The organism is Pseudomonas capeferrum (assembly GCF_000731675.1).
Taxonomy (GTDB): domain Bacteria; phylum Pseudomonadota; class Gammaproteobacteria; order Pseudomonadales; family Pseudomonadaceae; genus Aquipseudomonas; species Aquipseudomonas capeferrum.
In genome coordinates this window covers 2,501,752-2,526,023 of sequence record NZ_JMIT01000001.1, presented here as the reverse complement: position 1 = coordinate 2,526,023, position 24,272 = coordinate 2,501,752, and the positions used below count along the sequence as shown (strand labels likewise).

21 protein-coding genes are annotated in these 24,272 nt (G+C 62.2%); 14 read left to right on the top strand and 7 right to left on the bottom strand.

The window, feature by feature from the left end; translation table 11 throughout:
- Window positions 1–5: 5 nt before the first annotated feature.
- The 5 genes from PC358_RS11285 to phhA all read right to left on the bottom strand — a co-directional run bounded on the left by PC358_RS11285 (window position 6) and on the right by phhA (window position 7,206).
- Window positions 6–1,208, bottom strand: a complete 1,203-nt coding sequence (locus PC358_RS11285) for an MFS transporter (protein WP_033699586.1) — start codon at window positions 1,206–1,208, stop codon at window positions 6–8.
- A 103-nt stretch (window positions 1,209–1,311) separates the two neighbouring features.
- On the bottom strand, window positions 1,312–5,511 hold the full coding sequence (locus tag PC358_RS11280) for a deaminase domain-containing protein (protein ID WP_033699584.1): 4,200 nt from the start codon (window positions 5,509–5,511) through the stop codon (window positions 1,312–1,314).
- A 151-nt stretch (window positions 5,512–5,662) separates the two neighbouring features.
- On the bottom strand, window positions 5,663–5,791 hold the full coding sequence (locus tag PC358_RS28270) for a hypothetical protein (RefSeq protein WP_077068497.1): 129 nt from the start codon (window positions 5,789–5,791) through the stop codon (window positions 5,663–5,665).
- Between the two features lie 232 nt (window positions 5,792–6,023).
- A complete protein-coding gene (locus PC358_RS11275) occupies window positions 6,024–6,380 on the bottom strand; it encodes a 4a-hydroxytetrahydrobiopterin dehydratase (RefSeq protein WP_033699581.1) in 357 nt (118 codons plus the stop codon).
- A 37-nt stretch (window positions 6,381–6,417) separates the two neighbouring features.
- On the bottom strand, window positions 6,418–7,206 hold the full coding sequence (gene phhA / locus PC358_RS11270) for a phenylalanine 4-monooxygenase (protein ID WP_033699579.1): 789 nt from the start codon (window positions 7,204–7,206) through the stop codon (window positions 6,418–6,420).
- A 251-nt stretch (window positions 7,207–7,457) separates the two neighbouring features.
- Here phhA and PC358_RS11265 point away from each other — a divergent pair, with 251 nt between their 5' ends.
- Window positions 7,458–9,017, top strand: coding sequence for a sigma-54-dependent phenylalanine hydroxylase transcriptional regulator PhhR (locus PC358_RS11265; RefSeq protein ID WP_033699577.1), 1,560 nt, complete (start codon window positions 7,458–7,460; stop codon window positions 9,015–9,017).
- Window positions 9,018–9,097: 80 nt separating this feature from the next.
- Here the strand turns inward: PC358_RS11265 and PC358_RS11260 are convergent, their stop codons facing one another.
- Together PC358_RS11260 and PC358_RS27750 are read right to left on the bottom strand one after the other, a co-directional pair.
- Window positions 9,098–9,352, bottom strand: a complete 255-nt coding sequence (locus PC358_RS11260; RefSeq protein WP_033699576.1) for a DUF2790 domain-containing protein — start codon at window positions 9,350–9,352, stop codon at window positions 9,098–9,100.
- A 116-nt stretch (window positions 9,353–9,468) separates the two neighbouring features.
- Window positions 9,469–9,726 carry a hypothetical protein gene (locus tag PC358_RS27750; protein WP_143500693.1) on the bottom strand — a complete coding sequence of 86 codons (258 nt, stop codon included), beginning with the start codon at window positions 9,724–9,726 and terminating at the stop codon, window positions 9,469–9,471.
- A 32-nt stretch (window positions 9,727–9,758) separates the two neighbouring features.
- On the opposite strand from PC358_RS27750, the gene acs reads away from it, so the two are divergent.
- The 13 genes from acs to astE all read left to right on the top strand — a co-directional run bounded on the left by acs (window position 9,759) and on the right by astE (window position 24,270).
- On the top strand, window positions 9,759–11,720 hold the full coding sequence (gene acs / locus PC358_RS11255; RefSeq protein ID WP_033699574.1) for an acetate--CoA ligase: 1,962 nt from the start codon (window positions 9,759–9,761) through the stop codon (window positions 11,718–11,720).
- 499 nt (window positions 11,721–12,219) lie between these two features.
- Window positions 12,220–13,005 carry an ABC transporter substrate-binding protein gene (locus PC358_RS11250; RefSeq protein WP_033699573.1) on the top strand — a complete coding sequence of 262 codons (786 nt, stop codon included), beginning with the start codon at window positions 12,220–12,222 and terminating at the stop codon, window positions 13,003–13,005.
- Between the two features lie 88 nt (window positions 13,006–13,093).
- Window positions 13,094–13,783, top strand: a complete 690-nt coding sequence (locus PC358_RS11245; protein ID WP_033699572.1) for an ABC transporter permease — start codon at window positions 13,094–13,096, stop codon at window positions 13,781–13,783.
- Window positions 13,780–14,478, top strand: a complete 699-nt coding sequence (locus PC358_RS11240) for an ABC transporter permease (protein WP_033699570.1) — start codon at window positions 13,780–13,782, stop codon at window positions 14,476–14,478. The genes PC358_RS11245 and PC358_RS11240 overlap by 4 nt, the downstream gene beginning before the upstream one ends.
- 22 nt (window positions 14,479–14,500) lie before the next feature.
- On the top strand, window positions 14,501–15,265 hold the full coding sequence (locus PC358_RS11235; RefSeq protein ID WP_033699569.1) for an ABC transporter ATP-binding protein: 765 nt from the start codon (window positions 14,501–14,503) through the stop codon (window positions 15,263–15,265).
- Between the two features lie 102 nt (window positions 15,266–15,367).
- Window positions 15,368–16,348, top strand: coding sequence for a transcriptional regulator ArgR (gene argR / locus PC358_RS11230; RefSeq protein ID WP_033699568.1), 981 nt, complete (start codon window positions 15,368–15,370; stop codon window positions 16,346–16,348).
- A 264-nt stretch (window positions 16,349–16,612) separates the two neighbouring features.
- Window positions 16,613–17,833: an acetylornithine transaminase gene (locus PC358_RS11225; protein ID WP_033699566.1), complete on the top strand. Its 1,221-nt coding sequence runs from the start codon at window positions 16,613–16,615 to the stop codon at window positions 17,831–17,833.
- 142 nt (window positions 17,834–17,975) lie between these two features.
- Window positions 17,976–18,995, top strand: coding sequence for an arginine/ornithine succinyltransferase subunit alpha (gene aruF / locus PC358_RS11220; RefSeq protein WP_033699565.1), 1,020 nt, complete (start codon window positions 17,976–17,978; stop codon window positions 18,993–18,995).
- Between the two features lie 86 nt (window positions 18,996–19,081).
- Window positions 19,082–20,110, top strand: a complete 1,029-nt coding sequence (gene astA, locus PC358_RS11215; RefSeq protein ID WP_033699564.1) for an arginine N-succinyltransferase — start codon at window positions 19,082–19,084, stop codon at window positions 20,108–20,110.
- Window positions 20,111–21,574, top strand: a complete 1,464-nt coding sequence (gene astD / locus PC358_RS11210) for a succinylglutamate-semialdehyde dehydrogenase (protein WP_033699563.1) — start codon at window positions 20,111–20,113, stop codon at window positions 21,572–21,574.
- Window positions 21,575–21,597: 23 nt separating this feature from the next.
- Window positions 21,598–22,947: an N-succinylarginine dihydrolase gene (astB, locus tag PC358_RS11205; RefSeq protein WP_033699562.1), complete on the top strand. Its 1,350-nt coding sequence runs from the start codon at window positions 21,598–21,600 to the stop codon at window positions 22,945–22,947.
- A gap of 14 nt (window positions 22,948–22,961) precedes the next feature.
- Complete coding sequence (locus tag PC358_RS11200; RefSeq protein ID WP_033699561.1) at window positions 22,962–23,252, top strand: topoisomerase II; 291 nt, start codon at window positions 22,962–22,964, stop codon at window positions 23,250–23,252.
- 10 nt (window positions 23,253–23,262) lie between these two features.
- Window positions 23,263–24,270 (top strand): succinylglutamate desuccinylase, encoded by a 1,008-nt coding sequence (gene astE / locus PC358_RS11195; protein WP_033699560.1) that lies wholly within the window; start codon window positions 23,263–23,265, stop codon window positions 24,268–24,270.
- Window positions 24,271–24,272 lie beyond the last annotated feature (2 nt).

Genomic DNA, 24,272 nt, shown 5'->3' with positions numbered 1-24,272 from the left:
CAAGCTCAAGCATCCTTGGCCTGTTTGCGGCCATGTCGCGCCTGCCGATACAGGTACAGGCTCAACACCAGCCCGCACCCCGAAGCCCCCGCCGCAAACAAGAACATCGAAGCAAACCCGAACCCCGCCGCCACCGCGCCCACCAACGGCCCGGTAATGCCCAGCGACAAATCGATGAACAGCGAATACGCACCTACCGCCGCCCCGCGGTTGGCCGCCGACACCTGGTTCACCGCCTCGACCCCTAGTGCCGGGAACACCAGCGAGAAGCCAAAACCACTGAGCGCCGCCCCGGCCAATGCCAGCTCGGCGCTGGGCGCCAGCCACAGCATCAGCAGGCCAAGCGTCTCCACCGCCAGGCAGGCGATCGCCACCCTGAAGCCGCCCAGCCGGTTGATCAGGTTGCCGAACAGCAGCCGCGCACAGATGAAACTGGCCCCGAACAGGCTCAGGGTCAGTGCCGCATTCGCCCAGCCACGGCTGGCGTAGTACAGGGTGATGAAGGTGGCGATGGTGCCAAAGCCGATCGAGCCCAGTGCCAGCCCCGAGCCATGCGGGAACACTTTGCCCAGCACCCGCAGGAACGGCAGGCGCACCCCGCTGACCACTGGCGCGGCGCGCTTCGGCCAGGCCAGCAGCAGGCCGAGCACGCACAACAGGATGATGCTTGCGCCCATGCTCCACAGCCCCAGGCTCTTGACCATCAGCACACCCAGTGGGGCGCCGATGGCCAGCGCGCCGTAGCTGGCGATGCCGTTCCAGGAAATCACCTTGGCCGTGTTTTCGGCGCCAACTCGGCCGATCCCCCAACCAATCGCGCCAGAACCCACCAGGCTTTCGGCGCTGCCCAGCACCAGGCGGCCGACCAGCAGGCAGGTCAAACTCAGCCAGGGCAAGTGGGTGAGGAAGGCGCAGGCCAGCATGAATACGCCGCTGAGCCCGCATCCGGCCAAGCCGTACATCACTGCCTTCTTGCTGCCGAGGTTATCGATGATGCGGCTGGCCGTAGGGCGGCTGAGCAATGTGGCCAGGTACTGCACACTGATCACCAGGCCGGCGATCACGGTGCTGAAGCCCAGGTCGTTATGCACATAACCCGGCAGCACGGCCAGGGGGATGCCGATATTCAGGTAGCCGATGAACGTGAAAAGGACGATGGACACCACCTGCGCGGTGATCGCAAGGTGTGACGTGGATTTGGCGGGCATGGCAGATCCATTGGGCTAGACGGGCGAGAACGGTGTAATCATATCCACCCTGGCCCGGCCTGTGGGCAGGTCTTTGATGAACAAGCCTGCCCACGGCGCACGGTTACTCCTTGTAGTCCACCAGCCAGCTGACACTGAAGGATGCCTTGCCGTAGTCCAGTCGCAGCCGCGGCAGCACGTAGCCTCCGCATGAGCGGCAGGTACTGAACAGGGTGAAGACGTCGATGCTGCGCACGCTGGCGTGCGTGGCAAGCAGGTCGTCGTTGAGCACTGTGGCGATCAAGCGTTCGGAGTCCAGGTGCCTATGATGCTCGACGATATTCAAGTGGTCGGGGCGACGCAATGTGGGCAGCTCAGTAAAGCGGGGGGACGGTGGCTGGCCCTCCATGCGCGCGCGTGCATCGATGTAGGTCACGCGTGTGTGCGGTTCGGCTGGCGGTGTTGGTATGCCTACCTTGCGGTTTTTCCAGCCACCGGACAGCGAAAAGTAGACCCGGCGGCTGCCATCTTCCAGTGTCGCGGTGGCGAAAGCCAGGTTAGCACCAGGCAAGTGTCGGCGAAGTTGCAGCGCGCCAGCTTCGCTGAGTAGTTCGGCCACGCTCATCGGCATGAAGGGTGCGTCGGTGCCGGTGGCGGGCAGCAAGGTGTTGAGGACAAGGGCTACGTGATCCTGCTCAGTCAGCGCGGCTTGGCGCAGTGGCCGCCAGGCGGGAATGATTTCCCGGTTCAGACCTGCCAGGTTGAGCTTGGCGACACCGGTGAGGGCATCCTGGGCGGTGGGAGCCGTGAGAATGCTCTTGGCGTATTCCGGCAGCATGCGCGCCTCGGCGGCATCGAGTACTTCCTTGAACACGCTGGGCGCGGGCGGGTGGCTGGCGCGGCTGTGTTCAAGCCAGTCGCGCAGGAGGGCGGTCAGGTTGTCGATGTCACGCTGCAGATTGGGGCGAGTCGCGACGATCCGGTAGGTTTCGCTGACCTGCAGATAACGTTCGATCATCTTGTCGTCGCGCACCCGCGACAGGGTTTGTCGCGTGCTGGAGGGTGGCGTGGGCAGGTCACCTGGCCGCAATGTACCGGCTGCAAGCGCGTTCAACTGGCGTGCTTGCCAGGGCGATATCACCCACTGCGCTGCATAGAAGACGCCGACATCGGCCTCGACGATTATCCAGTCGCGGCTTTGCCACGCGATGATTGCCGCCCTCAACGTGCGGCGGTCGGGCACGGTTCTGGCCAGCCCGCCCAGGCGCACCGGTGGGCAGACGCGGGCGATCAGTTGCACTTGGGCGGCTGAAAACGTTTCGGGCAAGCCAAACCAGAATTCCGCCAAAGGGTCGGCAGTGATGCGTCGGTGGTAAACCGGGGGGGTGATGATACCCAGGCGAACCCGAGCCTCCAGTGCCTTTATCGGGGCGAGCGGTTTGGACGACTGGCCGGTGTAGTTCACCACCTTGCCCTCATGCACCATGGCCTGTGTCCAGGCGTCAAACCGGCTGTCGCCTCCGTGCATGCGTATGGGCGCAGGCTCGATACGCACATGCTGGAAAGCATGGCTTACCTGCTGGCCGAACAGGGGGGTATGCGCTTCGTTGGCGGCCGGGGAGAAGCTCAAGGCGATATGCCTGTCACCTTCGTTACGGTACGGCGCGTTTTGCAGGGTTGGGGCAGGTGCAGACGACAACTTCTGGTTGTCGATGCGGCGAAGCGTATTGCTGAGTTCGCCGGGGTGATGGCGATAGATAGCGCCGTTGATGAGTGTATCCACGTGGCCATCGCTCCTGGCAATTGACAGGGGGCGGGGATGGCCTTGCCACGCCAAAGGTGCATCCGGCGGTGTCAGGCGGTCGCGCATGAACTGGCCGGGGGTCAGGCCGGGCGGGGGCGGCTGATCGAGCCTGAAGTTGTCCGGCCAAGTGGCATGAGTGGGAAGTTCAGGCTGACTGTGCCAGCGCCTGGGTCCAACGGTTCGGGCATAAACCGCAGGCGGCAATTCGGATAACTCGGACCAGCGCCTGGCTGATTTGACCAGCCCTAGGCGCATCGCCTGAGCGGCTTGGCTGTTGGCAGCGGACAGGCGCGCCAGTGGGTTGGCTGCGCGGCGGATCGCACGGGTTGCCGAGCCTGCGCCGGCTGCCAGGTCCAGTATGCAACTCACTGCATCTTGCCCGTTCTGGGCATCGATGCACGCAGCCCCCGGCACAGTGTGTTTGATCAGCTTCCACAGGTAACCCCAGTTGCTGGTTTGGCGCTTTTCGGCAAGAAATGCCTCGTGTCGCGTGGCGCCTTTGCTGACGGCATGCAACGCTGCGCTGTTACCTAGCCCGACGTATTGGACGTAGGCGTTGGTCAGAGCCTCCAGTCTGTGCTGCGCCGGCGCTTGGATGATGGTGCTCAGGCTGGAATGGAACGTGGCGACATCCCAGGTAGGGGGCGCTTCGTTATAGGCCTGATAGGGCAGTGTCACGATGTCCGAGAGGCGGTGGGCGGCAGCCGAGGGGATGGCGCGCTCGTGCCATGTCAAGCGCTGCGGGAACAGTTCCAGCAACGTGTGGTCGTGTTCACCTTGCAACAAAACCAGCATGCCCAGTGTGCCTACCTCTTGCTGCCAGTGTTCCTCGGGGCTGTCACCATAGGGCGGGACCGGGTCAGGTTGCCGATAACGTGGCCAGGTCGCGGCGTAACAAGTCCACGGGCCTTCGCGCAGTGCCTGCAGATAATCTTCCGGTAGATGCCTGAGCAGCCGTTGCATCAGGCCTTCATGGAGTATTCGGGCTGAGGCCAGCCAGCGGTCAAATGCCTCTTCGAACCATTGCGTGACGTCTGGTAGGCCTTTCGCGCTGTAGCGGGTTTGTAGATCGAGATACGCTTCAAGGTGAAGCTGGCCATCGGCATTGTGCCCGGCCGGGTCGATGTTGGCCGCCTCCAGCAACCTGCACGCTTCGGCAATGCGGTCTGGCCGCTGCTGCAGTTGCGCCACATCCCAGGCAATCAGGTAGTGATCGTAGACCGTGCGCCATTGCTGGGCCGACCACGGCGGCATGTACGCGATGTGACCTTGCAGCGGCCCCCACTGGGCGAGCGTGTCGCGCAGGGCTTCACTGCTGCCAGCGGAGTCTTCGACGGTCTGGCTGAGTATCTGCTCTGCCTGTTCATGGCTCAGCGGGCGCTGCAGGTCGCGCAGCAGCATGACCCCTTGGCGCAGAATGGCCCAGTTCAGGTCGGGTCGATAAGGTATCGCTGTGGGGGTGTCGTCGAGCAGCAGTTCGGGGGCGAAATGGCGCAGCAGTAACTCGGCGGCCAGTTCAGCAACGGCGGGGCGGCAGCCGAGGCTTGCCTGCACACTGTTGGTCAGGTCCAGGCGTATGTCGGCATAGGGCAGCCTCTGGTTCTGCGGGTTGAACAGTTCGAAGTCCAATACATAGCCGGCACGTCGCGCATGCGGTGGGTAGAGCCAATCGGTCATGGCCTGCTCGGCAAGGTCACGGCTGTTGATTGCCTCGGGCAATTGCAGGGCTTGTGCCAGGCGAGCGGCCCACTGGCTGAAAGCTTGGGCGTGCAGCAATGCATCCAGTACATGGGCGACGGGGGCATTCAATGCTGCACCCGGCAAGGTGACTTTGCCGTATTGGTTGGGCTCATGGCCGGCTTCGCGTTCACGCAGGGTCGGGGGGCGATAGCGCAGCCCCTGGTAGTAGACGTCTGCCTCAAGTGTCGCGAAAAGGTGCTCGGCTGGGTTGGTGCCTGCCGGGGTGGCCAGCAGGTGGTGTGACAAGGCATTGAGGTCCAGGGCATGCGCAAGTTCCACTGTCGTTACCGGCGCAAGGGGTGGCGGGGCCTCGTCGGGCAGGTCGTTGTGAAGCAGCAGGGTCGCCATGAGGAAGGCGTCACGGCGCTTGTGGCAAAGGTGCCTGGCCCAGAGTGTCTGGGCCAGGCTGCAGCTTTGATAGGCAGCGGCACCCGATGGGCCAGTAAGGTCGTCGGGAAGTGCCCGTACCACCAAGGTTCTGAAAAAATAGGCACACTCGCCGGTGGCCAAGGGTGTGGCTGGCGGGCGTTTGAAAAAGGCGTTGAGGTGGCTCGCGGCTGCCTGGCTGGCAAATGCCTGGTTTAGGGCCTTGCGCAACTCATGGTCCTGGAGCTGACGCGGAAACAGGTCGTCGAAGTCGAATGCCCGGTCAAAGTGCAGGCTCAGCGAAGTCTTCAGGTCGAGGGGGCCGGACGTATCATTCGCCAGCAGGATGTCCTGGGCAGTGATCGCCTCTATGCGGCGGCGGTACTCGTCGGGAGCGGGGGAGGGTGAATGCATGGTGCAATCTCCGGTAAGGGAGCCGCAACGATGCATAGCCTGGCAGGTGAGCGGGGGGTAGCAGGCTACTGCCTGAGGCTGAACGGTGTGAAAACGTGTTGACCGCGGTGGCCCGCAGGTCAGCCGTTTTCACACAGTTGTGATGCGCGGTTTATTCCTGATCAGCGCTGGATTGATCGTCACCATCCTGGTCGACGGCAGGCGTCGGCTCGGCGTGGACGGAAACGGTTTGCTCTTCTGGGTTCAGGCTTGGGAAGGGAAGATTCGGGATTTCATGCATCTCGTCGTTCCTCGCAAGTGTGAGTGAAAAGGCTGCGCCAGGCGCGTTTAGGGCTTCGGAAAGCTGGGGCAGGATACAGCAGTCTGGATGACAGTTTGAACTTTTTCCCGTTCGCTTGTCGGGTTTACGGGCGAATAACGGACATTTGTCCTACAAAAAAAACGGGGCCGCTGTGCCCCCCCTTCGCGCCGGAACGCCGTATAGGGGGGCACAGCGGCCCCGTCTTCAGGTGTTACTTGCGGCCTTCAGCCGACTCGGCAACCTTGTCGGTACGCGCGCACATGATGAAGTCGTTGCGGTGCAGGCCCTTGATCGAGTGGCTCCACCAGGTCACGGTGACTTTGCCCCACTCGGTCAGCAGGCCAGGGTGATGGCCTTCGGCTTCAGCGATTGCACCCACGGCGTTGGTAAAGTCCAGGGCATGCTTGAAGTTCTTGAACTTGAACACGCGCTCCAGCTCCATGTGGCCGTCGCGCACTTCGATGTTCCAGTCCGGGATTTCGCGAATCAGCTCCGCCAGTTCCTCGTCGCTGACTTTCGGTGCATCGGCGCGGCAGGCTTCGCAATGGGCTTGGTTCAAGGCATTCATGATTACTTTTCCGGTTCGAGTTGTTATCAGGGTGGCTTCAGGCAGCAACCTTGGGTGGAAACTTGGGGGCGTGCAGGCCCAGCTGCATGGCCTGCTGAACCATGCCCATGATGTCTTCATGGGCCAGGTCGAACAGCCGCTTGAGGTTGGGCAAGACGAAATACAGCGGCTGCAGGATGTCGATGCGGTACGGCGTGCGCATCGCCTCTATCGGGTCGAACGCCTGGTGTTCCGGTTCATTCGACAGGCTGTAGACCGTTTCTTTCGGCGAGGAAAGGATGCCGCCGCCATAGATCTTCTGACCTTGCGGGGTCTCCATCAGGCCGAACTCGATAGTCATCCAGTACAGGCGTGCCAGGTACACGCGCTGCTCTTTGCTCGCGGCCAGGCCGAGTTTGCCATAGGTGTGGGTGAACTCGGCGAACCAGGGGTTGGTCAGCAGCGGGCAGTGGCCGAAGATCTCGTGGAAGATGTCCGGTTCCTGCAGGTAGTCCAGTTCTTGCGGGGTGCGGATGAACGTGGCAACCGGGAAGCGCTTGCTGGCCAGCAATTCGAAGAAGGTCTGGAAGGGGATCAGTGCCGGTACGCGGGCGACCTGCCAGCCAGTGGTGGCGCCCAGCACCTTGTTGACCTCGCCCAGTTGCGGGATGCGGTCGTGGGGCAGCTTGAGCTGGTCGATGCCGTCCAGGTATTCCTGGCACGCACGGCCTTCGATGACTTTCAGCTGACGGGTGATCAGCGTATTCCACACCGCATGCTCTTGCTGCGGGTAGTCGATAAAACCATGCGCATCGGGCTCGCGTGCCACGTATTGCGTCTGTTTCATGTGGCTCTCCTGGTGAGGGCTTTTCTTGTTATGTGCTTACCCTAGGAATATCCCCTCATCCGGCAATTTGCACCGGGGCGCGTGCTTCTGTCAGGTGATGGGTTGGCGGCTATTCGTAACGAAAATTTTACAAAACGACGCGAGTGACGGAAAATCCGGGGCATAGGGCTGATGGTTTACCTGTTTTTGTCAGCTTATCTTTACGAATTTTCCGCGCCCAGGTGAAAAACATCGGCGCTTAGAGAGCTCTCATGCGTATCAAAGTGCATTGCCAGAACCGCATCGGCATCCTTCGCGACATCCTCAACCTGTTGGTGGAGTACGGCATCAACGTGCTGCGCGGCGAGGTGGGGGGGGATCATGGCAATGCCATCTACCTGCACTGCCCGAACCTGATCAACCTGCAGTTCCAGGCCCTGCGGCCGAAATTCGAGGCCATTGCCGGAGTGTTCGGCGTCAAGCGCGTGGGGCTGATGCCCAGTGAGCGTCGGCACATGGAACTGAATGCGTTACTGGGCGCGTTGGACTTCCCCGTGCTGTCGATCGACATGGGCGGCAGCATCGTTGCCGCCAACCGCACGGCGGCGCAGTTGCTCGGGGTGCGGGTCGATGAGGTGCCGGGCATGCCGCTGGCGCGTTATGTCGAAGACTTCGACCTGCCCGAACTGGTGCGGGCCAACAAGTCGCGCATCAATGGTTTGCGGGTCAAGGTCAAGGGCGACGTGTTTCTCGCCGATATCGCGCCGTTGCAATCCGAGCATGACGACAGCGAGGCGCTGGCCGGCGCGGTGCTGACTTTGCACCGCGCCGACCGTATCGGTGAGCGCATCTATAACGTGCGCAAGCAGGAGTTGCGCGGCTTTGACAGTATCTTCCAGAGCTCGCGGGTGATGGCGGCGGTGGTGCGTGAGGCGCGGCGCATGGCGCCCCTGGATGCACCCTTGCTGATCGAAGGCGAGACGGGCACCGGTAAAGAGCTGCTGGCGCGCGCCTGCCACTTGGCCAGCCCGCGTGGGCAGTCGCCGCTGATGGCGCTCAATTGCGCGGGGTTGCCCGAGTCGATGGCCGAGACCGAGCTGTTCGGCTACGGCCCGGGTGCCTTCGAAGGGGCGCGGGCCGAAGGCAAGCTGGGGCTGCTGGAGTTGACGGCTGGCGGTACGCTGTTTCTCGATGGGGTCGGGGAGATGAGCCCGCGGCTGCAGGTAAAGCTGCTGCGTTTTCTGCAGGACGGTTGCTTTCGCCGGGTAGGCAGTGATGAAGAGGTGTACCTGGATGTGCGGGTCATTTGCGCGACCCAGGTGGACTTGTCCGAGTTGTGCGCACGCGGCGAGTTCCGCCAGGACCTGTATCACCGCCTCAATGTGTTGTCTTTGCACATCCCGCCCTTGCGTGAGTGCATGGATGGGCTGGAAGGGCTGGTGCAGCACTTTCTCGATCAGGCCAGCCGACAAATTGGCTGTGCGTTGCCACGCCTACTGCCGGCAGCGATGGATAAACTCAGCCAGTACCACTGGCCCGGTAATGTACGGCAACTGGAAAACGTATTGTTCCAGGCGGTTTCGTTATGTGAAGGCGGCGTGGTTAAAAGCGAGCATATTCGTTTGCCGGATTATGGCGTGCGTCAACCGCTGGGGGAGTTTTCCCTGGAAGGGGACCTTTCGCAGATTGTCGGGCGCTTTGAAAAGGCCGTACTGGAAAGTTTGATGGGGGAATTTACAAGTAGCCGCGCATTGGGCAAACGATTGGGTGTTTCGCACACGACCATTGCCAACAAGTTGCGCGATTATTCGCTGGGCAAGACGCCAGAATAATAGTCGTCGATGTAAGTTTGAATGGCGTGTGGCAGCGGGTTTACCCGCGAAGGGCCCCAGCGGGGCCCTGATCTCAAGGGTTAGCCGTTAGAGCAGCCATTCCCCATCACGCGGTATTCAAGAATGTGCGTCTGGCCCTTGGAGTCCTCGTAGGTCATGCGGGCGGGCACGACTTCACAGACGTTGGGCACTTCGCTCATGGAGATGACGCGGGCAATGTCCAGGTGCTGCGAATAACTGTACTGTTCAACCGGAATCTGCTCGGCATCGTTTGCTTCGCCGGCCATTGCCGCGCCGCAAAGACTGCCAAGTACCAATACCAGTAAAGCTTTCATTTTCTATTTACCTGTCTAAGGTCGTGAGGGGGTGCGCGGCGTGTGTAACGCCGCACGTGCTGCGGGTTTTAACTATCGAAGTAGAGGGGGATTAACGCTTGCCTTCGTGGGGGCTGTTACCAGAAGTTAATCGCCTTGCCGTTGTTGGCGAGATGAATTTTAGGGGGGCGGCTTGCGCTGAAACAGTAGGCCTTTTGATAAAGTGTTTTGACAGAATCTGTAACAATCACCCCAAAAGCACCCTGCTTTTTTCGGGCCAGGGCTACGAGCCGCGAGCTAGAGCGCTCTGCTCGTACGTCAGTACCAAATTCGGCCGCTTTACTACCAACGTCGAATGGCTTTTGTCGCTCTGGTACAGTTACAAACGGTTCCATACAAAAACAACTATTACACCGAGGTAACACAGATGAGTGCGGCTCCACTGTATCCCGTTCGTCCCGAGGTTGCGGCCACTACCCTGACCGACGAGGCCACCTACAAGGCCATGTACCAGCAATCGGTGATCAACCCGGACGGCTTCTGGCGCGAGCAGGCCCAGCGTCTGGACTGGATCAAGCCGTTTACCAAGGTCAAGCAGACCTCCTTCGATGACCACCATGTCGATATCAAGTGGTTTGCCGATGGCACTCTGAACGTTTCCTCCAACTGCCTGGACCGTCACCTTGAAGAGCGTGGCGACCAGTTGGCGATCATCTGGGAGGGCGATGACCCTTCCGAGCACCGCAACATCACCTACCGCGAGCTCCACGAGCAGGTCTGCAAGTTTGCCAACGCCTTGCGTGGCCAGGACGTGCACCGCGGCGACGTGGTGACCATCTACATGCCGATGATCCCCGAGGCCGTGGTCGCCATGCTGGCCTGTGCCCGCATCGGTGCAATCCACTCGGTGGTATTCGGCGGCTTCTCCCCCGAGGCGCTGGCCGGCCGAATCATCGACTGCAAGTCCAAGGTGGTGATCACCGCCGACGAAGGTTTGCGCGGCGGCCGTCGTACCCCGCTCAAGGGCAACGTCGACCTGGCCCTGACCAACCCTGAAACCAACAGTGTGCAGAAGATCATCGTGTGCAAGCGCACCGGTGGCGAGATTGCCTGGCACCAGCACCGCGACATCTGGTACGAAGACCTGATGAAAGTGGCTTCCAGCCACTGCGCGCCGAAAGAAATGGGTGCCGAGGAAGCGCTGTTCATCCTTTATACCTCCGGCTCCACCGGCAAGCCCAAGGGCGTGCTGCACACCACGGGGGGTTACCTGGTGTATGCCGCGCTGACCCATGAGCGGGTGTTCGACTACCGCCCGGGTGAGGTCTACTGGTGCACCGCAGACGTGGGCTGGGTCACCGGCCACAGCTACATCGTCTACGGCCCGCTGGCCAACGGCGCAACCACCTTGCTGTTCGAGGGTGTGCCGAACTACCCGGACATCACCCGGGTGTCGAAAATCATCGACAAGCACAAGGTCAACATCCTCTACACCGCGCCTACCGCGATTCGCGCCATGATGGCCGAAGGGCAGGCGGCCGTTGACGGCGCCGATGGTTCCAGCCTGCGCCTGCTGGGTTCGGTCGGCGAGCCAATCAACCCCGAGGCATGGAACTGGTACTACAAGGCGGTCGGCAAAGAGCGTTGCCCGATCGTCGATACCTGGTGGCAGACCGAAACTGGCGGCATCCTGATCAGCCCGTTGCCAGGCGCCACCGGCCTCAAGCCGGGTTCGGCAACCCGTCCGTTCTTCGGTGTGGTGCCGGCGCTGGTGGACAACCTGGGCAACCTCATTGATGGCGCCGCCGAAGGCAACCTGGTGATCCTCGATTCCTGGCCGGGCCAGTCGCGTTCGCTGTATGGCGATCACGACCGTTTCGTCGACACCTACTTCAAGACCTTCCGTGGCATGTACTTCACCGGTGACGGCGCGCGCCGCGACGAGGATGGTTACTACTGGATCACCGGCCGTGTGGATGACGTGCTCAACGTGTCCGGCCACCGCATGGGCACTGCCGAAATCGAAAGTGCCATGGTTGCCCACGCCAAGGTTGCCGAGGCGGCCGTGGTGGGTGTGCCGCACGACATCAAGGGGCAGGGCATCTATGTCTATGTCACCCTCAATGCCGGCGTGGAGCCCAGCGAGCAACTGCGCCTGGAGCTGAAAAACTGGGTGCGCAAGGAGATCGGGCCGATTGCTTCGCCGGACGTGATCCAGTGGGCGCCTGGGCTGCCGAAGACCCGCTCGGGCAAGATCATGCGGCGTATCCTGCGCAAGATCGCCACGGCGGAGTACGGCTCATTGGGGGATATCTCGACCCTGGCCGACCCGGGTGTGGTGCAGCATCTGATCGACACGCACAAAGCGATGAACCTGGCTTCGGCGTGATGCGCAGGGGGTTGTAGCACGCCCCCCCTCAGGCCCTGATAAAAACCCCGCTCGGGCAACCGGCGGGGTTTTTGCTTTACTGTTACCCGACATTCATCGGTAACTCTTCTGTCACCTTGGGTGATCGCAAACGGGGCGCGAGGAAACAGTTCGGCCCACTTTCGGTGCATTTTTGCAGGCATTTTTGCCTGGGTGGTACGCTGCACTTGCCGTGACACAAGGCTTTGCCAATAATAGGCCCAGTATTTGCTAGTTCAATGGGTTCTAATTCTTGCGCTCTTGCATATCTTGCAATGGCTGTCAACATCGCCCGCAGCGGTTTCAAGCGCTTCTGTAAGTAGTTGTCGCTTTGAAGAAATATCGACTACCGGGCTGTCGTTAAAATGCCACTCACTCGCTCGTGGTCTCCGACCGACCCTGCGCGGCTCGCGTTGTACCCATTCGCATATCGGGCAGCCGTTACCTGCCTTGTATTGCCCCGTACCGATGGAGTTACCTGATGAAGAAGCTCGCACTGCTTGGCGCCCTGGCGCTGTCCGTGTTTTCCCTTGTGTCGCAGGCCGATGAAAAACCATTGAAAATCGGTATCGAAGCCGCCTACCCACCCTTTGCCTTCAAGCAGCCCGACGGCAGCATTGCCGGTTTCGACTACGACATCGGCAATGCCCTGTGTGAAGAGATGAAAGCCAAGTGCACCTGGGTCGAGCAAGAGTTCGACGGCCTGATCCCGGCACTGAAGGTGCGCAAGATCGACGCGATTCTGTCGTCCATGTCGATTACCGAAGACCGCAAGAAGTCGGTCGACTTCACCAACCGCTACTACCTGACCCCAGCACGCCTGGTGATGAAGGAAGGCACCACGGTCAGCGACAGCCTGGGCGAACTGCAGGGCAAGAAGATCGGCGTGCAGCGCGGCTCGATCCATGACCGCTTCGCCAAGGAAGTGCTGGGCGCCAAAGGTGCCACCGTGGTTCCTTACGGCACCCAGAACGAAATCTACCTGGATGTGGCTGCCGGCCGCCTCGATGGCACGGTGGCTGACGCCACCCTGCTGGAAGACGGCTTCCTGAAAACTGACGCAGGCAAAGGCTTCGCCTTCGTTGGCCCAGCGTTCACCGACGCCAAGTACTTCGGCGACGGCATCGGCATTGCCGTGCGCAAGGGTGACAAGGCCAACGTCGACCGCATCAACGCGGCCATCGACGCCATCCGTGCCAATGGCAAGTACAAAGAAATCGAGAAGAAGTACTTCAACTTCGACATCTACGGTCCAGACTCGAACTAAGACGTCGGGTTTCACCTGTGCAATGGTGCAAACAGCAGAGGCTCTGAGGTTTGCACCATTTTTCATTCTTTAGGTCGAGGACCTCATCATGTTGAAAGGCTACGGGGCAGTCATCCTCGACGGGGCGTGGCTGACGCTGCAGCTCGCCCTGTCGTCGATGGCCCTGGCCATCGTGCTCGGCCTGATTGGCGTGGCGCTGCGCTTGTCGCCGGTGCGCTGGCTGGCCTGGTTGGGCGATATGTATGCCACGGTGATCCGTGGTATTCCGGATTTGGTACTGATCCTGCTGATCTTCTACGGTGGGCAGGACATCATCAACCGGGTAGCGCCGCTGTTTGGCTACGAAGACTACATCGACCTGAACCCGCTGGCTGCGGGCATCGGCACCTTGGGCTTCATCTTTGGCGCGTACCTGTCGGAAACCTTCCGTGGCGCCTTCCTCGGCATCCCCAAGGGCCAGGCCGAAGCCGGCGTGGCCTATGGCATGAGCAACCTTCAGGTGTTCTTCCGCATCCAGGTGCCACAGATGATCCGCCTGGCCATTCCGGGCTTCACCAACAACTGGCTGGTGCTGACCAAGGCCACGGCGCTGATCTCGGTGGTCGGCCTGCAGGACATGATGTTCAAAGCCAAGCAGGCGGCTGACGCCACCCGCGAACCCTTCACCTTCTTTCTGGCGGTGGCGGCCATGTACCTGGTACTGACCAGTGTCTCGCTGCTGGCCTTGAAGTATCTTGAAAAACGCTACTCGGTGGGCGTCAAGGTGGTTGAACTATGATCTTCGACTACAACGTGGTGTGGGAGGCCATGCCGCTGTACCTCGGCGGGCTGCTGACCACCCTCAAGCTGCTGGCGCTGTCGCTGTTCTTCGGCCTGCTTGCAGCGGTTCCGCTGGGCTTGATGCGGGTGTCCAAGCAGCCGCTGGTTAACCTCAGTGCCTGGCTGTACACCTATGTGATTCGCGGCACGCCGATGCTGGTGCAGCTGTTTCTGATCTACTACGGCCTGGCCCAGTTCGAAGCGGTGCGCGCGAGTATCTTCTGGCCGATGCTGTCCAGTGCCACCTTCTGCGCCTGCCTGGCCTTTGCCGTCAACACCAGTGCCTACACCGCAGAGATCATCGCCGGCAGCCTCAAGGCCACGCCCCATGGCGAGATCGAGGCAGCCAAGGCCATGGGCATGTCGCGCCTCAAGATGTACCGGCGCATCCTGCTGCCGTCGGCCTTGCGCCGGGCGCTGCCGCAGTACAGCAACGAAGTGATCATGATGCTGCAGACCACCAGCCTTGCCTCGATCGTTACCCTGATCGACATCACTGGCGCGGCGCGCACGGTCAATGCCCAGTACTACCTGCCTTTCGAGGCCTACATCACGGCGGGCGTGTTCTACCTGTGCCTGACCTTCATCCTGGTGCGCCTGTTCAAGATGGCCGAACGCCGCTGGCTCGGCTACCTGGCGCCGCGCAAGCACTGACCGCTCTGTGAGAATCGACAGCATGTACAAACTCGAAGTCCAAGACCTGCACAAGCGCTACGGCAGCCATGAAGTGCTCAAGGGCGTGTCCCTGGCGGCCAAGGCTGGCGATGTGATCAGCATCATCGGCTCCAGCGGTTCGGGCAAGTCGACCTTCCTGCGCTGCATCAACCTGCTCGAGCAGCCCCACGCCGGCAAGATCCTGCTCAACAACGAAGCGTTGAAGCTGGTCGCCGGCAAGGATGGCGCACTCAAGGCGGCCGACCCGCGTCAGTTGCAGCGCATGCGCTCGCGCCTGTCGATGGTGTTTCAGCATTTCAACCTGTGGTCGCACATGACTGCGCTGGAAAACGTCATCGAGGCCCCCGTGCACGTGCTCGGGATGAACAAGAAAGAGGCCCTGGAAAAGGCCGAGCACTACCTGGCCAAGGTCGGTGTCGCCCACCGCAAGGATGCCTTCCCGGGGCACATGTCCGGTGGCGAGCAGCAGCGCGTGGCGATTGCCCGTGCCCTGGCCGTGGAGCCTGAGGTGATGCTGTTCGACGAACCGACCTCGGCGCTCGACCCCGAGCTGGTGGGTGATGTGCTCAAGGTCATGCAGGCACTGGCCCAGGAAGGCCGGACCATGGTGGTGGTGACCCACGAGATGGGCTTTGCCCGCGAGGTGTCGAACCAGTTGATATTCCTGCACAAGGGCCTGGTGGAAGAGACCGGTTGCCCGCGCGAGGTGCTGGCCAACCCGCAATCGGAGCGGCTCAAGCAGTTCCTCTCCGGCAGCCTCAAGTAAAGAACGCTGCATCTTTGCACCAGAATAGGGCATGCTGCGCAGCGAGCGCAGCCTGACCCTGCGCCACAGACTCGAACGACCCCAGGTTTCGGACCGCACCCTATGACCACCCAGCGAATCGGTTTTCTCATCTGGCCCAGCACCAAGCCCTTGACCCTGGCGCTGGCCGAGGAAGTGTTGCAGGTGGCCCAGCGGGTGCATCCGGATGTGGTCTACGAATTGGCCTTTCTTCAGGCCGAGCCTGCCGTTGAGGGTGCCTGGCGCCTGCCGGGCGAGCCGTGGAATGGCCGCCTGGAGGGCTGTCAGAAGCTCTTGTTGCTGGCCGACGAGCCACCGCAGGCCGTCGGCTCGGTGCTATCGACCGCGCTCAAGCAGCAGGCGCGAAGTGGTTGCGTGATCGGTGGCTTGTCTGCCGGTGTGTATCCGCTGGCCCAGCTTGGCCTGCTCGACGGTTATCGTGCGGCGGTGCACTGGCGCTGGCAGGACGATTTTGCCGAGCGCTTCCCCAAGGTCATCGCCACCAGCCACCTGTTCGACTGGGACCGTGACCGCCTGACCGCCTGTGGTGGCATGGCGGTGACTGATCTGTTGCTGGCCGTGCTGGCCCGTGATCATGGTGCGGAGCTGGCGGGGGCGGTGTCTGAAGAACTGGTGGTCGAGCGTATCCGCGAGGGGGGCGAGCGTCAGCGTATTCCGTTGCAGAACCGCCTGGGCTCCAGCCACCCCAAGCTGACCCAGGCCGTATTGCTGATGGAAGCCAATATCGAAGAACCGCTGACCACTGACGAGATCGCTCAGCATGTGTGCGTGTCGCGTCGGCAGCTGGAGCGCATCTTCAAGCAGTACCTGAACCGGGTACCCAGCCAGTATTACCTCGAGCTGCGGCTTAACAAAGCGCGGCAGATGCTGATGCAGACCAGCAAGTCGATCATCCAGATCGGCTTGTCGTGCGGGTTCTCCTCGGGGCCGCATTTTTCCAGTGCGTACCGCAATTTCTTTGGCGCGACGCCGCGTGAAGACCGCAACCAGCGGCGTAACAGCAGCCCGTTCGAGTTGAGTTCGGCGCCTGCCGAGAAGGGTTGACGCTTGTCTGACGGTGCAGGCCCCACGAATGGGTCGGTGCCGGCAGCATCCAATCCCGGTGTGAACACCCGTTCACCCAGCCACCCACTCCCGTTACACTGCGCGATTGCGACAGTGTTTGTCGCATTGCCGAAAGCCTGGGTAAAACAGGGTTTTGCGCTGTAACAAGTTGTCGCTTGGCCGCAAGGACAGGCGCCCATCAGTCCTTACAATCCCCCCATCGCTCGCCACTTCCAGGCCAGCGTTCCTCTTCAGGAGACTCAGATGTCCGTTGAGCAAGCCCCGGTGCAACGTGCCGATTTCGACCAGGTCATGGTCCCCAACTATTCGCCGGCGGCCTTCATTCCTGTGCGAGGCGAGGGTTCCCGAGTCTGGGACCAGTCGGGTCGCGAGCTGATCGACTTCGCTGGCGGTATCGCCGTCAACGCCCTGGGTCACTGCCATCCGGCACTGGTCAAGGCACTGACCGAGCAGGCCAACACCCTCTGGCACGTATCCAACGTATTCACCAACGAGCCTGCGCTGCGCCTGGCCCACAAACTGGTGGACGCGACCTTTGCCGACCGAGCCTTCTTCTGCAACTCCGGTGCCGAAGCCAACGAGGCCGCCTTCAAGCTGGCCCGTCGCGTTGCCCATGACCGTTTCGGCCCTGAAAAGCACGAAATCATCGCCACCGTGAACAGCTTCCACGGGCGCACCCTGTTCACCGTCAGCGTCGGCGGCCAGCCAAAGTACTCCGACGGCTTCGGGCCGAAGATCACCGGCATCAGCCATGTGCCGTACAACGACCTGGAAGCGCTCAAGGCACAGATTTCCGACAAGACCTGCGCCGTGGTGATCGAGCCGATCCAGGGCGAGAGCGGTGTGGTCCCGGCCGACAAGGCTTACCTGGAAGGCGCACGCAAGCTGTGCGATGAGCACAATGCACTGCTGATCTTCGACGAAGTGCAGACCGGCGTCGGCCGTACTGGTTCGCTGTACGCCTATCAGCACTACGGTGTGACCCCCGACATCCTGACCAGCGCCAAGAGCCTGGGCGGCGGTTTCCCGATCGGCGCCATGCTGACCACCACCGAGCTGGCCAAGCACCTGGCTGTCGGCACCCACGGCACCACCTATGGTGGCAACCCGCTGGGCTGCGCCGTTGCCTGCGCCGTGCTGGACGTGATCAACACCCCGCAAACACTGGCCGGCATCAAGGCCAAGCACGAGCGTTTCAAGGCCCGTCTGGATCAGATCGGGCAGAAGTACAGCCTGTTCACCCAGGTGCGTGGCGTTGGCCTGCTGATTGGCTGCGTGTTGACCGACGCCTGGAAGGGCAAGGCCAAGGACGTGCTCAACGCCGCCGAGAAAGAAGGGGTGATGGTGCTGCAAGCCGGCCCGGACGTGGTGCGTTTCGCGCCTAGCCTGGTGGTTGAAGACGCCGACATCGATGAAGGCCTGGACCGCTTCGAACGCGCCGTGGCCACACTGACCCAGGGCTGATAAGCCTGCGGTCCTGTCGTCGGCCCAGAAGGGGCCGGCGATACCTGAATTCCAGCGCGGGCGCGTGCTTGCAGTGTCAATCGCGCGCCCGCCGTTTTTTCGTGCCGCCATAAGCGGCCCGCTTTACCAAAGGAGTGACACCATGCTGGTGATGCGCCCCGCGCAAATGGCTGACCTGAACGAAGTGCAGCGCATGGCTGCCGACAGCCCCATTGGTGTCACCTCGCTGCCGGACGATTCTGCCCGTCTGGGCGACAAGATCGCCGCGTCGGAAACCTCCTTCGCCGCCGAGGTCAGCTTCAATGGCGAAGAAAGCTACTTCTTCGTGCTCGAAGACAGCGTCACCGGCAAGCTTGCCGGCTGTTCGGCCATCGTCGCCTCGGCCGGCTACTCCGAGCCGTTCTACAGTTTCCGTAACGAGACCTTCGTGCACGCCTCGCGCGAGCTGAAGATCCACAACAAGATCCATGTCCTGTCGCTGTGCCATGACTTGACCGGCAACAGCCTGCTGACCAGCTTCTACGTCTTGCCTGAACTGGTCGGCAGTGGCTGGGCCGAGCTCAACTCGCGTGGCCGCCTGCTGTTCATGGCCGCGCACCCGGAGCGCTTCGCCGACTCGGTGGTGACCGAGATCGTTGGCTACAGCGATGATCAGGGCGAATCGCCATTCTGGGATGCCATAGGGCGCAATTTCTTCGACCTCAACTACGCCGACGCCGAGCGCCTGTGCGGGTTGAAGAGCCGCACGTTCCTGGCCGAGCTGATGCCGCACTACCCGATCTATGTGCCGCTGCTGCCCGACGAAGCCCAGGAAGCCATGGGCCAGGTTCATCCGCGGGCGCAGATCACCTTCGACATCCTGATGCGTGAAGGTTTCGAGACCGAGCACTACATCGACATCTTCGACGGCGGGCCGACCTTGCATGCGCGGGCTTCGGGCATTCGCTCGATTGCCCAGAGCCGTGTGGTGCCGGTCAAGCTTGAAGATGCCCCGGTCAAGGGCGGGCGCCCGTACCTGGTGTGCAACGGCCAGTTGCAGGACTACCGTGCAGTGTTGCTGGAGCTCGACTGGGTGCCCGGCAAACCGGTCAGCCTGGGGTGCGATGCGGCCGACGCCCTGGGCATTGGTGAGGGTGGCAGTGTGCGTCTGGTTGCCGTCTGAGGCGCGAGCCTGCGCAGACAGCTCGTAACAGCAAGCTCGAAACGAAGCGTTTCGCGGTGGCAGAGGTCGCCGCTCAAGGAGATAGCATGATCGTTCGTCCCGTACGCAGCAGCGATTTACCCGCGCTGATCGAACTGGCTCGCAGCACAGGCACCACTGGGCTGACTACGCTGCCGGCCAACGAAGAACGCCTCGGGCATCGCGTGGGTTGGGCCGAGAAGAGCTTCCGTGGTGAAGCCGAACGTGGCGATACCGACTACCTGTTCGTGCTGGAGAATGACGAAGGCATGGTGGTGGGCATCAGCGCCATCGCCGGTGCCGTCGGCCTGCGTGAGCCCTGGTACAACTACCGGGTCGGCCTGACCGTCAGCGCGTCGCAGGAGCTGAACATCTACCGCGAGATCCCCACCCTGTTCCTGGCCAACGACCTGACCGGCAACTCCGAGCTGTGCTCGCTGTTCCTGCGTAGCGACTATCGCTCTGGCCTCAACGGCCGCTTGCTGTCACGCGCACGCATGCTGTTCATCGCCGAATTCCCGGAGCTGTTCGGCAAGAAGATTATCGCCGAGATGCGCGGCATGTCCGACGAGCAGGGGCGTTCGCCGTTCTGGGAAAGCCTGGGCCGGCACTTCTTCAAGATGGAGTTCAGCCAGGCCGACTACCTGACTGGGGTGGGCAACAAGTCGTTCATCGCCGAGCTGATGCCCAAGTTCCCGCTGTACACCTGCTTCCTGTCCGAGGCGGCGCGCAATGTGATCGGCCGTGTGCACACCGACACCGAGCCTGCGCTGGCCATGCTCAAGCAGGAAGGGTTCAGCTACCAAGGCTATGTCGACATCTTCGACGCCGGCCCTGCCATCGAATGTGAGACCGCGAAAATTCGCGCCGTGCGCGAAAGCCAGACCCTGGTGCTGGCGGTCGGTACCCCCGGCGATGACGCGACGCCTTACATCATCCACAACCGCAAACGCGACGACTGCCGCATCACGGCCGCGCCCGCACGCCTGGCGGCAGGCACCCTGGTGGTCGACCCGCTGACCGCCAAGCGCCTGCGCATGGGGGCTGGCGACAACGTGCGGGCCGTGCCGCTGTCGGCTAGCCGGGAGGCCCAGTAAATGACCACCCATTACATCGCCGGCAACTGGCAGGCCGGCCAGGGCGCCGCCCTGCAATCGCTCAACCCGGTGAGCCAGGCCGTAGTCTGGGAAGGGCAGGGTGCCGATGCCAGCCAGGTTGATGCCGCCGTGCGGGCTGCTCGCCAGACCTTTCCGGCCTGGGCACAGCTGAGCCTGGAAGCGCGTATCGACGTGCTGGAAAAATTCGCTGAACAGCTGAAGCAGCATGCCGAGGCGCTGGCGCATTGCATCGGTGAAGAAACCGGCAAGCCGCTATGGGAGTCGGCGACCGAAGTCACCAGCATGGTCAACAAGGTGGCGATTTCGGTGCAGAGCTACCGCGAGCGGACCGGCGAAAAAAGTGGCCCGCTGGCCGATGCCACCGCCGTGTTGCGGCACAAGCCACATGGTGTGGTGGCGGTGTTCGGGCCTTACAACTTCCCGGGCCACTTGCCCAATGGGCATATCGTGCCGGCACTGCTGGCGGGCAACAGCGTGGTGTTCAAGCCCAGCGAGCTGACGCCCAAGGTTGCCGAGCTGACCGTCAACTGCTGGATCGCTGCCGGCCTGCCCGCCGGTGTGCTCAACCTGGTGCAGGGCGCGCGCGAAACCGGTGTGGCGCTGGCGGCCAACCCGGGGATCGACGGGCTGTTCTTCACAGGCTCCAGTCGCACCGGCAACCTGCTGCACCAGCAGTTCGCCGGGCGCCCGGACAAAATTCTCGCGCTGGAGATGGGCGGTAACAACCCGCTGGTGGTGGACGAGGTCAAGGATCTCGACGCTGCGGTGTACACCATCATCCAGTCGGCATTCATTTCCGCTGGCCAGCGCTGCACCTGCGCGCGTCGCCTGCTGGTGCCGCAAGGGGCCTGGGGCGATACGCTGATCGCGCGGCTGGTCGAGGTGTGCAGAAGCATCACGGTGGGCGCATTCGACCAGCAGCCAGCGCCGTTCATGGGCTCGGTGATTTCGCTGCAGGCGGCCCAGGCGCTGCTTGCAGCCCAGGCCGACCTGGTGGGCAAGGGCGCTGTGAAGTTGCTGGAGATGACCCAGCCGCAGGCCGACGCCGCACTGCTGACGCCTGGCATCCTCGATGTCAGCGCCGTTGCCGGGCGCCCTGACGAAGAGTTCTTCGGCCCGTTGCTGCAGGTGATTCGCTACACCGACTTCGATGCCGCCATCGATGAGGCCAACAACACCCAGTACGGCCTGGCCGCCGGGTTGCTCTCCGACTCCCGCGCGCGCTACCAGTATTTCTGGCTGCGCAGCCGGGCGGGCATCGTCAACTGGAACAAGCAGCTGACCGGTGCCGCCAGCAGCGCGCCGTTCGGTGGCGTCGGCAACAGCGGCAACCACCGCGCCAGTGCCTACTACGCAGCCGATTACTGCGCTTACCCCGTGGCCTCGCTGGAGACCGCCAGCCTCGCCTTGCCGGCAACCCTGACGCCGGGCGTCACCCTATAACAAACGGTCTCGGAGCCTAGCCGATGAAATCCTACGAAGTGAATTTTGATGGCCTGGTGGGGCCAACCCACAACTATGGCGGCTTGTCCTACGGCAATGTAGCTTCGCAGAGCAACAGCCAGCAGTCGTCCAACCCGCGCGAAGCCGCGCGCCAGGGCCTGGCAAAAATGAAGGCCCTGGCCGACATGGGCTTCAAGCAGGGCGTGCTGGCCCCGCAGGAACGGCCAGACGTGGCCGCGTTGCGCCGGCTGGGCTTCTCAGGCAGCGATGCCGAGGTGATCCAGCGCGCAGCGAGGGAAGCCATGCCCTTGCTGGTCGCCAGTTGCTCGGCGTCGAGCATGTGGGTGGCCAATGCCGCCACGGTCAGCCCCAGTGCTGACACGGCCGATGGCCGCGTGCATTTCACGGCCGCCAACCTCAACTGCAAGTACCACCGCAGCATCGAGCACCCGACCACCAGCCGTGTGCTGGGTGCGATGTTCGCCGATGACAGGCACTTCGCTCACCACCCGGCGTTGCCGGCGGTGGCGCAGTTCGGCGACGAGGGTGCGGCCAACCACACACGCTTCTGCCGTCGCTACGGCGAAGCGGGCGTCGAATTCTTCGTCTACGGCCGCAGCGCGTTCGACAGCCGCTACCCCGCGCCGCAGAAGTACCCGGCGCGCCAGACCCTGGAAGCGTCCCAAGCCGTGGCCCGGCTGCATGGCCTGAGCGACGACGGCGTGGTCTACGCTCAACAGAACCCGGCGGTGATCGACCAGGGCGTGTTCCACAATGACGTGATTTCGGTGGGTAACGGCGAGGTGCTGTTCTACCACGAAGACGCCTTCCTCGAGACCGATGCGGTGCTTGGCCAGCTGCAAGCTAAACTGGCCAGTAAGGGTGGCAACTTCCAGGCCATCCGTGTGCCGCGTGCGGCAGTGGCGGTGGAGGATGCGGTGCGTTCCTACCTGTTCAACAGCCAGCTGCTCAGCCGCGATGACGGCTCCATGCTGTTGGTGGTGCCGGAAGAATGCCGGAGCAACGAGCGGGTCTGGGCTTATCTTGGCCAGTTGACCCAGCAGGGCGGCCCGGTAAGCGAGGTCAAGGTGTTCGACCTCAAGCAAAGCATGCAGAACGGCGGAGGCCCTGCTTGCCTGCGTCTTCGCGTAGCGTTGAAGGAATCGGAACTGGCGGCGGTCAATCCAGGCGTTATCATGACCGCGCCGCTGTACGACACGCTGCTGCAGTGGGTAGACAAGCATTACCGCGACCGCATGGGCGAAGCGGACCTTGCCGACCCGCAGTTGTTGGTCGAATGCCGTACGGCACTGGATGAGTTGACTCAGATTCTGCAATTGGGTTCGGTCTATCCGTTCCAACGCCAACCTTGAAGAGAGACTAAGTAATGACCGATGCCCTGCGCCTGATCCTCGAAGACGAAGACGGCACCCAGCTGGAAACTTCCTGCACCCGCTTTGCCGTTGTCTGGCAAGGCAAGGAAGTGTGGATTCAGCAGGACGGCCGCGGCCAGTTGCTGATTGGCGTGGACGTCGAGGAAGACGACACCGAGTACGCCAACCTGCTGCTGCGCCCGATGGCCACCAACCTGGTCAGCCTGCAGCTGGAGATGGAGCCGGCCGAAGTCGCTGACGGCGACGATCACGTCCATGGCCCCGACTGCGGCCACCAACACTAAGGAAGTGCCTATGCTCGCCCTCGGCAAATTGCTTGAGCTGACCTTGACCGATCACGAACCGGCCGAGAAGACCCAAGTTACACCCAAGGGCGTGCGTTTGCGCTGGCTGGGGGAGGGCGCACTCGAAGTGCGCCCGACCGAGGCTGAAGATTGCGGGCTCGACCTGCTGTTGTCGGCCGGCATCCATGGCAACGAAACAGCGCCGATCGAATTGCTCGAACGGCTGCTGCATGGCGTGGCCAATGGCAAGATCAAACCGTGCGCGCGGGTGTTGTTCCTGTTCGGTAACCCGGCGGCCATCCGCAAGGGCGAGCGCTTCATCGAGCAGGACATCAACCGCCTGTTCAATGGCCGTCACGAGCTTTCCAGTGGTTTCGAGGCGCTGCGCGCCGCGGAGCTTGAGCAGTTTGCCCGGGTGTTCTTCAGCAAGCCCGAGCGCTTGCGCTTGCATTACGACCTGCATACCGCCATCCGTGGTTCGAAGATCGAGCAGTTCGCCCTGTACCCGTACAAGGAGGGGCGCAAACATTCTCGTCGAGAGCTGGCGCGCCTGGCGGCAGCCGGCATGGAGGCGGTGCTGCTGCAGAGCAAGTCGTCCATCACCTTCAGTGCATTCACCTATGAGCAGCTCGATGCCGAGGCGTTTACCCTGGAGTTGGGCAGGGCGCGGCCGTTCGGGCAGAACGAAGAGGTCAATCTGGACAAGCTGGAAAAGCGCCTGATCCAGATCATCGAAGGCACCGAACCCGAGGCGCAAGACTCGCTCGATGGCCTGAAACTGTTCAGTGTCGCCCGCGAGATCATCAAGCACAGCGAGGGCTTCCGCCTGCACTTGCCGGCGGATATCGAAAACTTCTCCGAGTTGAGCAAAGGTTACCTGTTGGCTGAAGACCTGGCCGAGATGCGCTGGGTAGTCGAAGAGGAGGGTGCGCGCATCATCTTCCCCAACCCCAAGGTCAGGAATGGCCTCAGGGCAGGGATTCTCATCGTGCCTGATGAAGGGCGTAGTCTGTCCTGAAC

Excerpts from the sequence above, each read along its gene's own strand:
- PC358_RS11285 (WP_033699586.1), bottom strand. The coding sequence starts at position 1,208 with ATGCCCGCCAAATCCACGTCACACCTTGCGATCACCGCGCAGGTGGTG.
- PC358_RS11280 (WP_033699584.1), bottom strand. The coding sequence starts at position 5,511 with ATGCATTCACCCTCCCCCGCTCCCGACGAGTACCGCCGCCGCATAGAG.
- PC358_RS28270 (WP_077068497.1), bottom strand. The coding sequence starts at position 5,791 with ATGCATGAAATCCCGAATCTTCCCTTCCCAAGCCTGAACCCAGAAGAG.
- PC358_RS11275 (WP_033699581.1), bottom strand. The coding sequence starts at position 6,380 with ATGAATGCCTTGAACCAAGCCCATTGCGAAGCCTGCCGCGCCGATGCA.
- phhA (WP_033699579.1), bottom strand. The coding sequence starts at position 7,206 with ATGAAACAGACGCAATACGTGGCACGCGAGCCCGATGCGCATGGTTTT.
- PC358_RS11265 (WP_033699577.1), top strand. The coding sequence starts at position 7,458 with ATGCGTATCAAAGTGCATTGCCAGAACCGCATCGGCATCCTTCGCGAC.
- PC358_RS11260 (WP_033699576.1), bottom strand. The coding sequence starts at position 9,352 with ATGAAAGCTTTACTGGTATTGGTACTTGGCAGTCTTTGCGGCGCGGCA.
- PC358_RS27750 (WP_143500693.1), bottom strand. The coding sequence starts at position 9,726 with ATGGAACCGTTTGTAACTGTACCAGAGCGACAAAAGCCATTCGACGTT.
- acs (WP_033699574.1), top strand. The coding sequence starts at position 9,759 with ATGAGTGCGGCTCCACTGTATCCCGTTCGTCCCGAGGTTGCGGCCACT.
- PC358_RS11250 (WP_033699573.1), top strand. The coding sequence starts at position 12,220 with ATGAAGAAGCTCGCACTGCTTGGCGCCCTGGCGCTGTCCGTGTTTTCC.
- PC358_RS11245 (WP_033699572.1), top strand. The coding sequence starts at position 13,094 with ATGTTGAAAGGCTACGGGGCAGTCATCCTCGACGGGGCGTGGCTGACG.
- PC358_RS11240 (WP_033699570.1), top strand. The coding sequence starts at position 13,780 with ATGATCTTCGACTACAACGTGGTGTGGGAGGCCATGCCGCTGTACCTC.
- PC358_RS11235 (WP_033699569.1), top strand. The coding sequence starts at position 14,501 with ATGTACAAACTCGAAGTCCAAGACCTGCACAAGCGCTACGGCAGCCAT.
- argR (WP_033699568.1), top strand. The coding sequence starts at position 15,368 with ATGACCACCCAGCGAATCGGTTTTCTCATCTGGCCCAGCACCAAGCCC.
- PC358_RS11225 (WP_033699566.1), top strand. The coding sequence starts at position 16,613 with ATGTCCGTTGAGCAAGCCCCGGTGCAACGTGCCGATTTCGACCAGGTC.
- aruF (WP_033699565.1), top strand. The coding sequence starts at position 17,976 with ATGCTGGTGATGCGCCCCGCGCAAATGGCTGACCTGAACGAAGTGCAG.
- astA (WP_033699564.1), top strand. The coding sequence starts at position 19,082 with ATGATCGTTCGTCCCGTACGCAGCAGCGATTTACCCGCGCTGATCGAA.
- astD (WP_033699563.1), top strand. The coding sequence starts at position 20,111 with ATGACCACCCATTACATCGCCGGCAACTGGCAGGCCGGCCAGGGCGCC.
- astB (WP_033699562.1), top strand. The coding sequence starts at position 21,598 with ATGAAATCCTACGAAGTGAATTTTGATGGCCTGGTGGGGCCAACCCAC.
- PC358_RS11200 (WP_033699561.1), top strand. The coding sequence starts at position 22,962 with ATGACCGATGCCCTGCGCCTGATCCTCGAAGACGAAGACGGCACCCAG.
- astE (WP_033699560.1), top strand. The coding sequence starts at position 23,263 with ATGCTCGCCCTCGGCAAATTGCTTGAGCTGACCTTGACCGATCACGAA.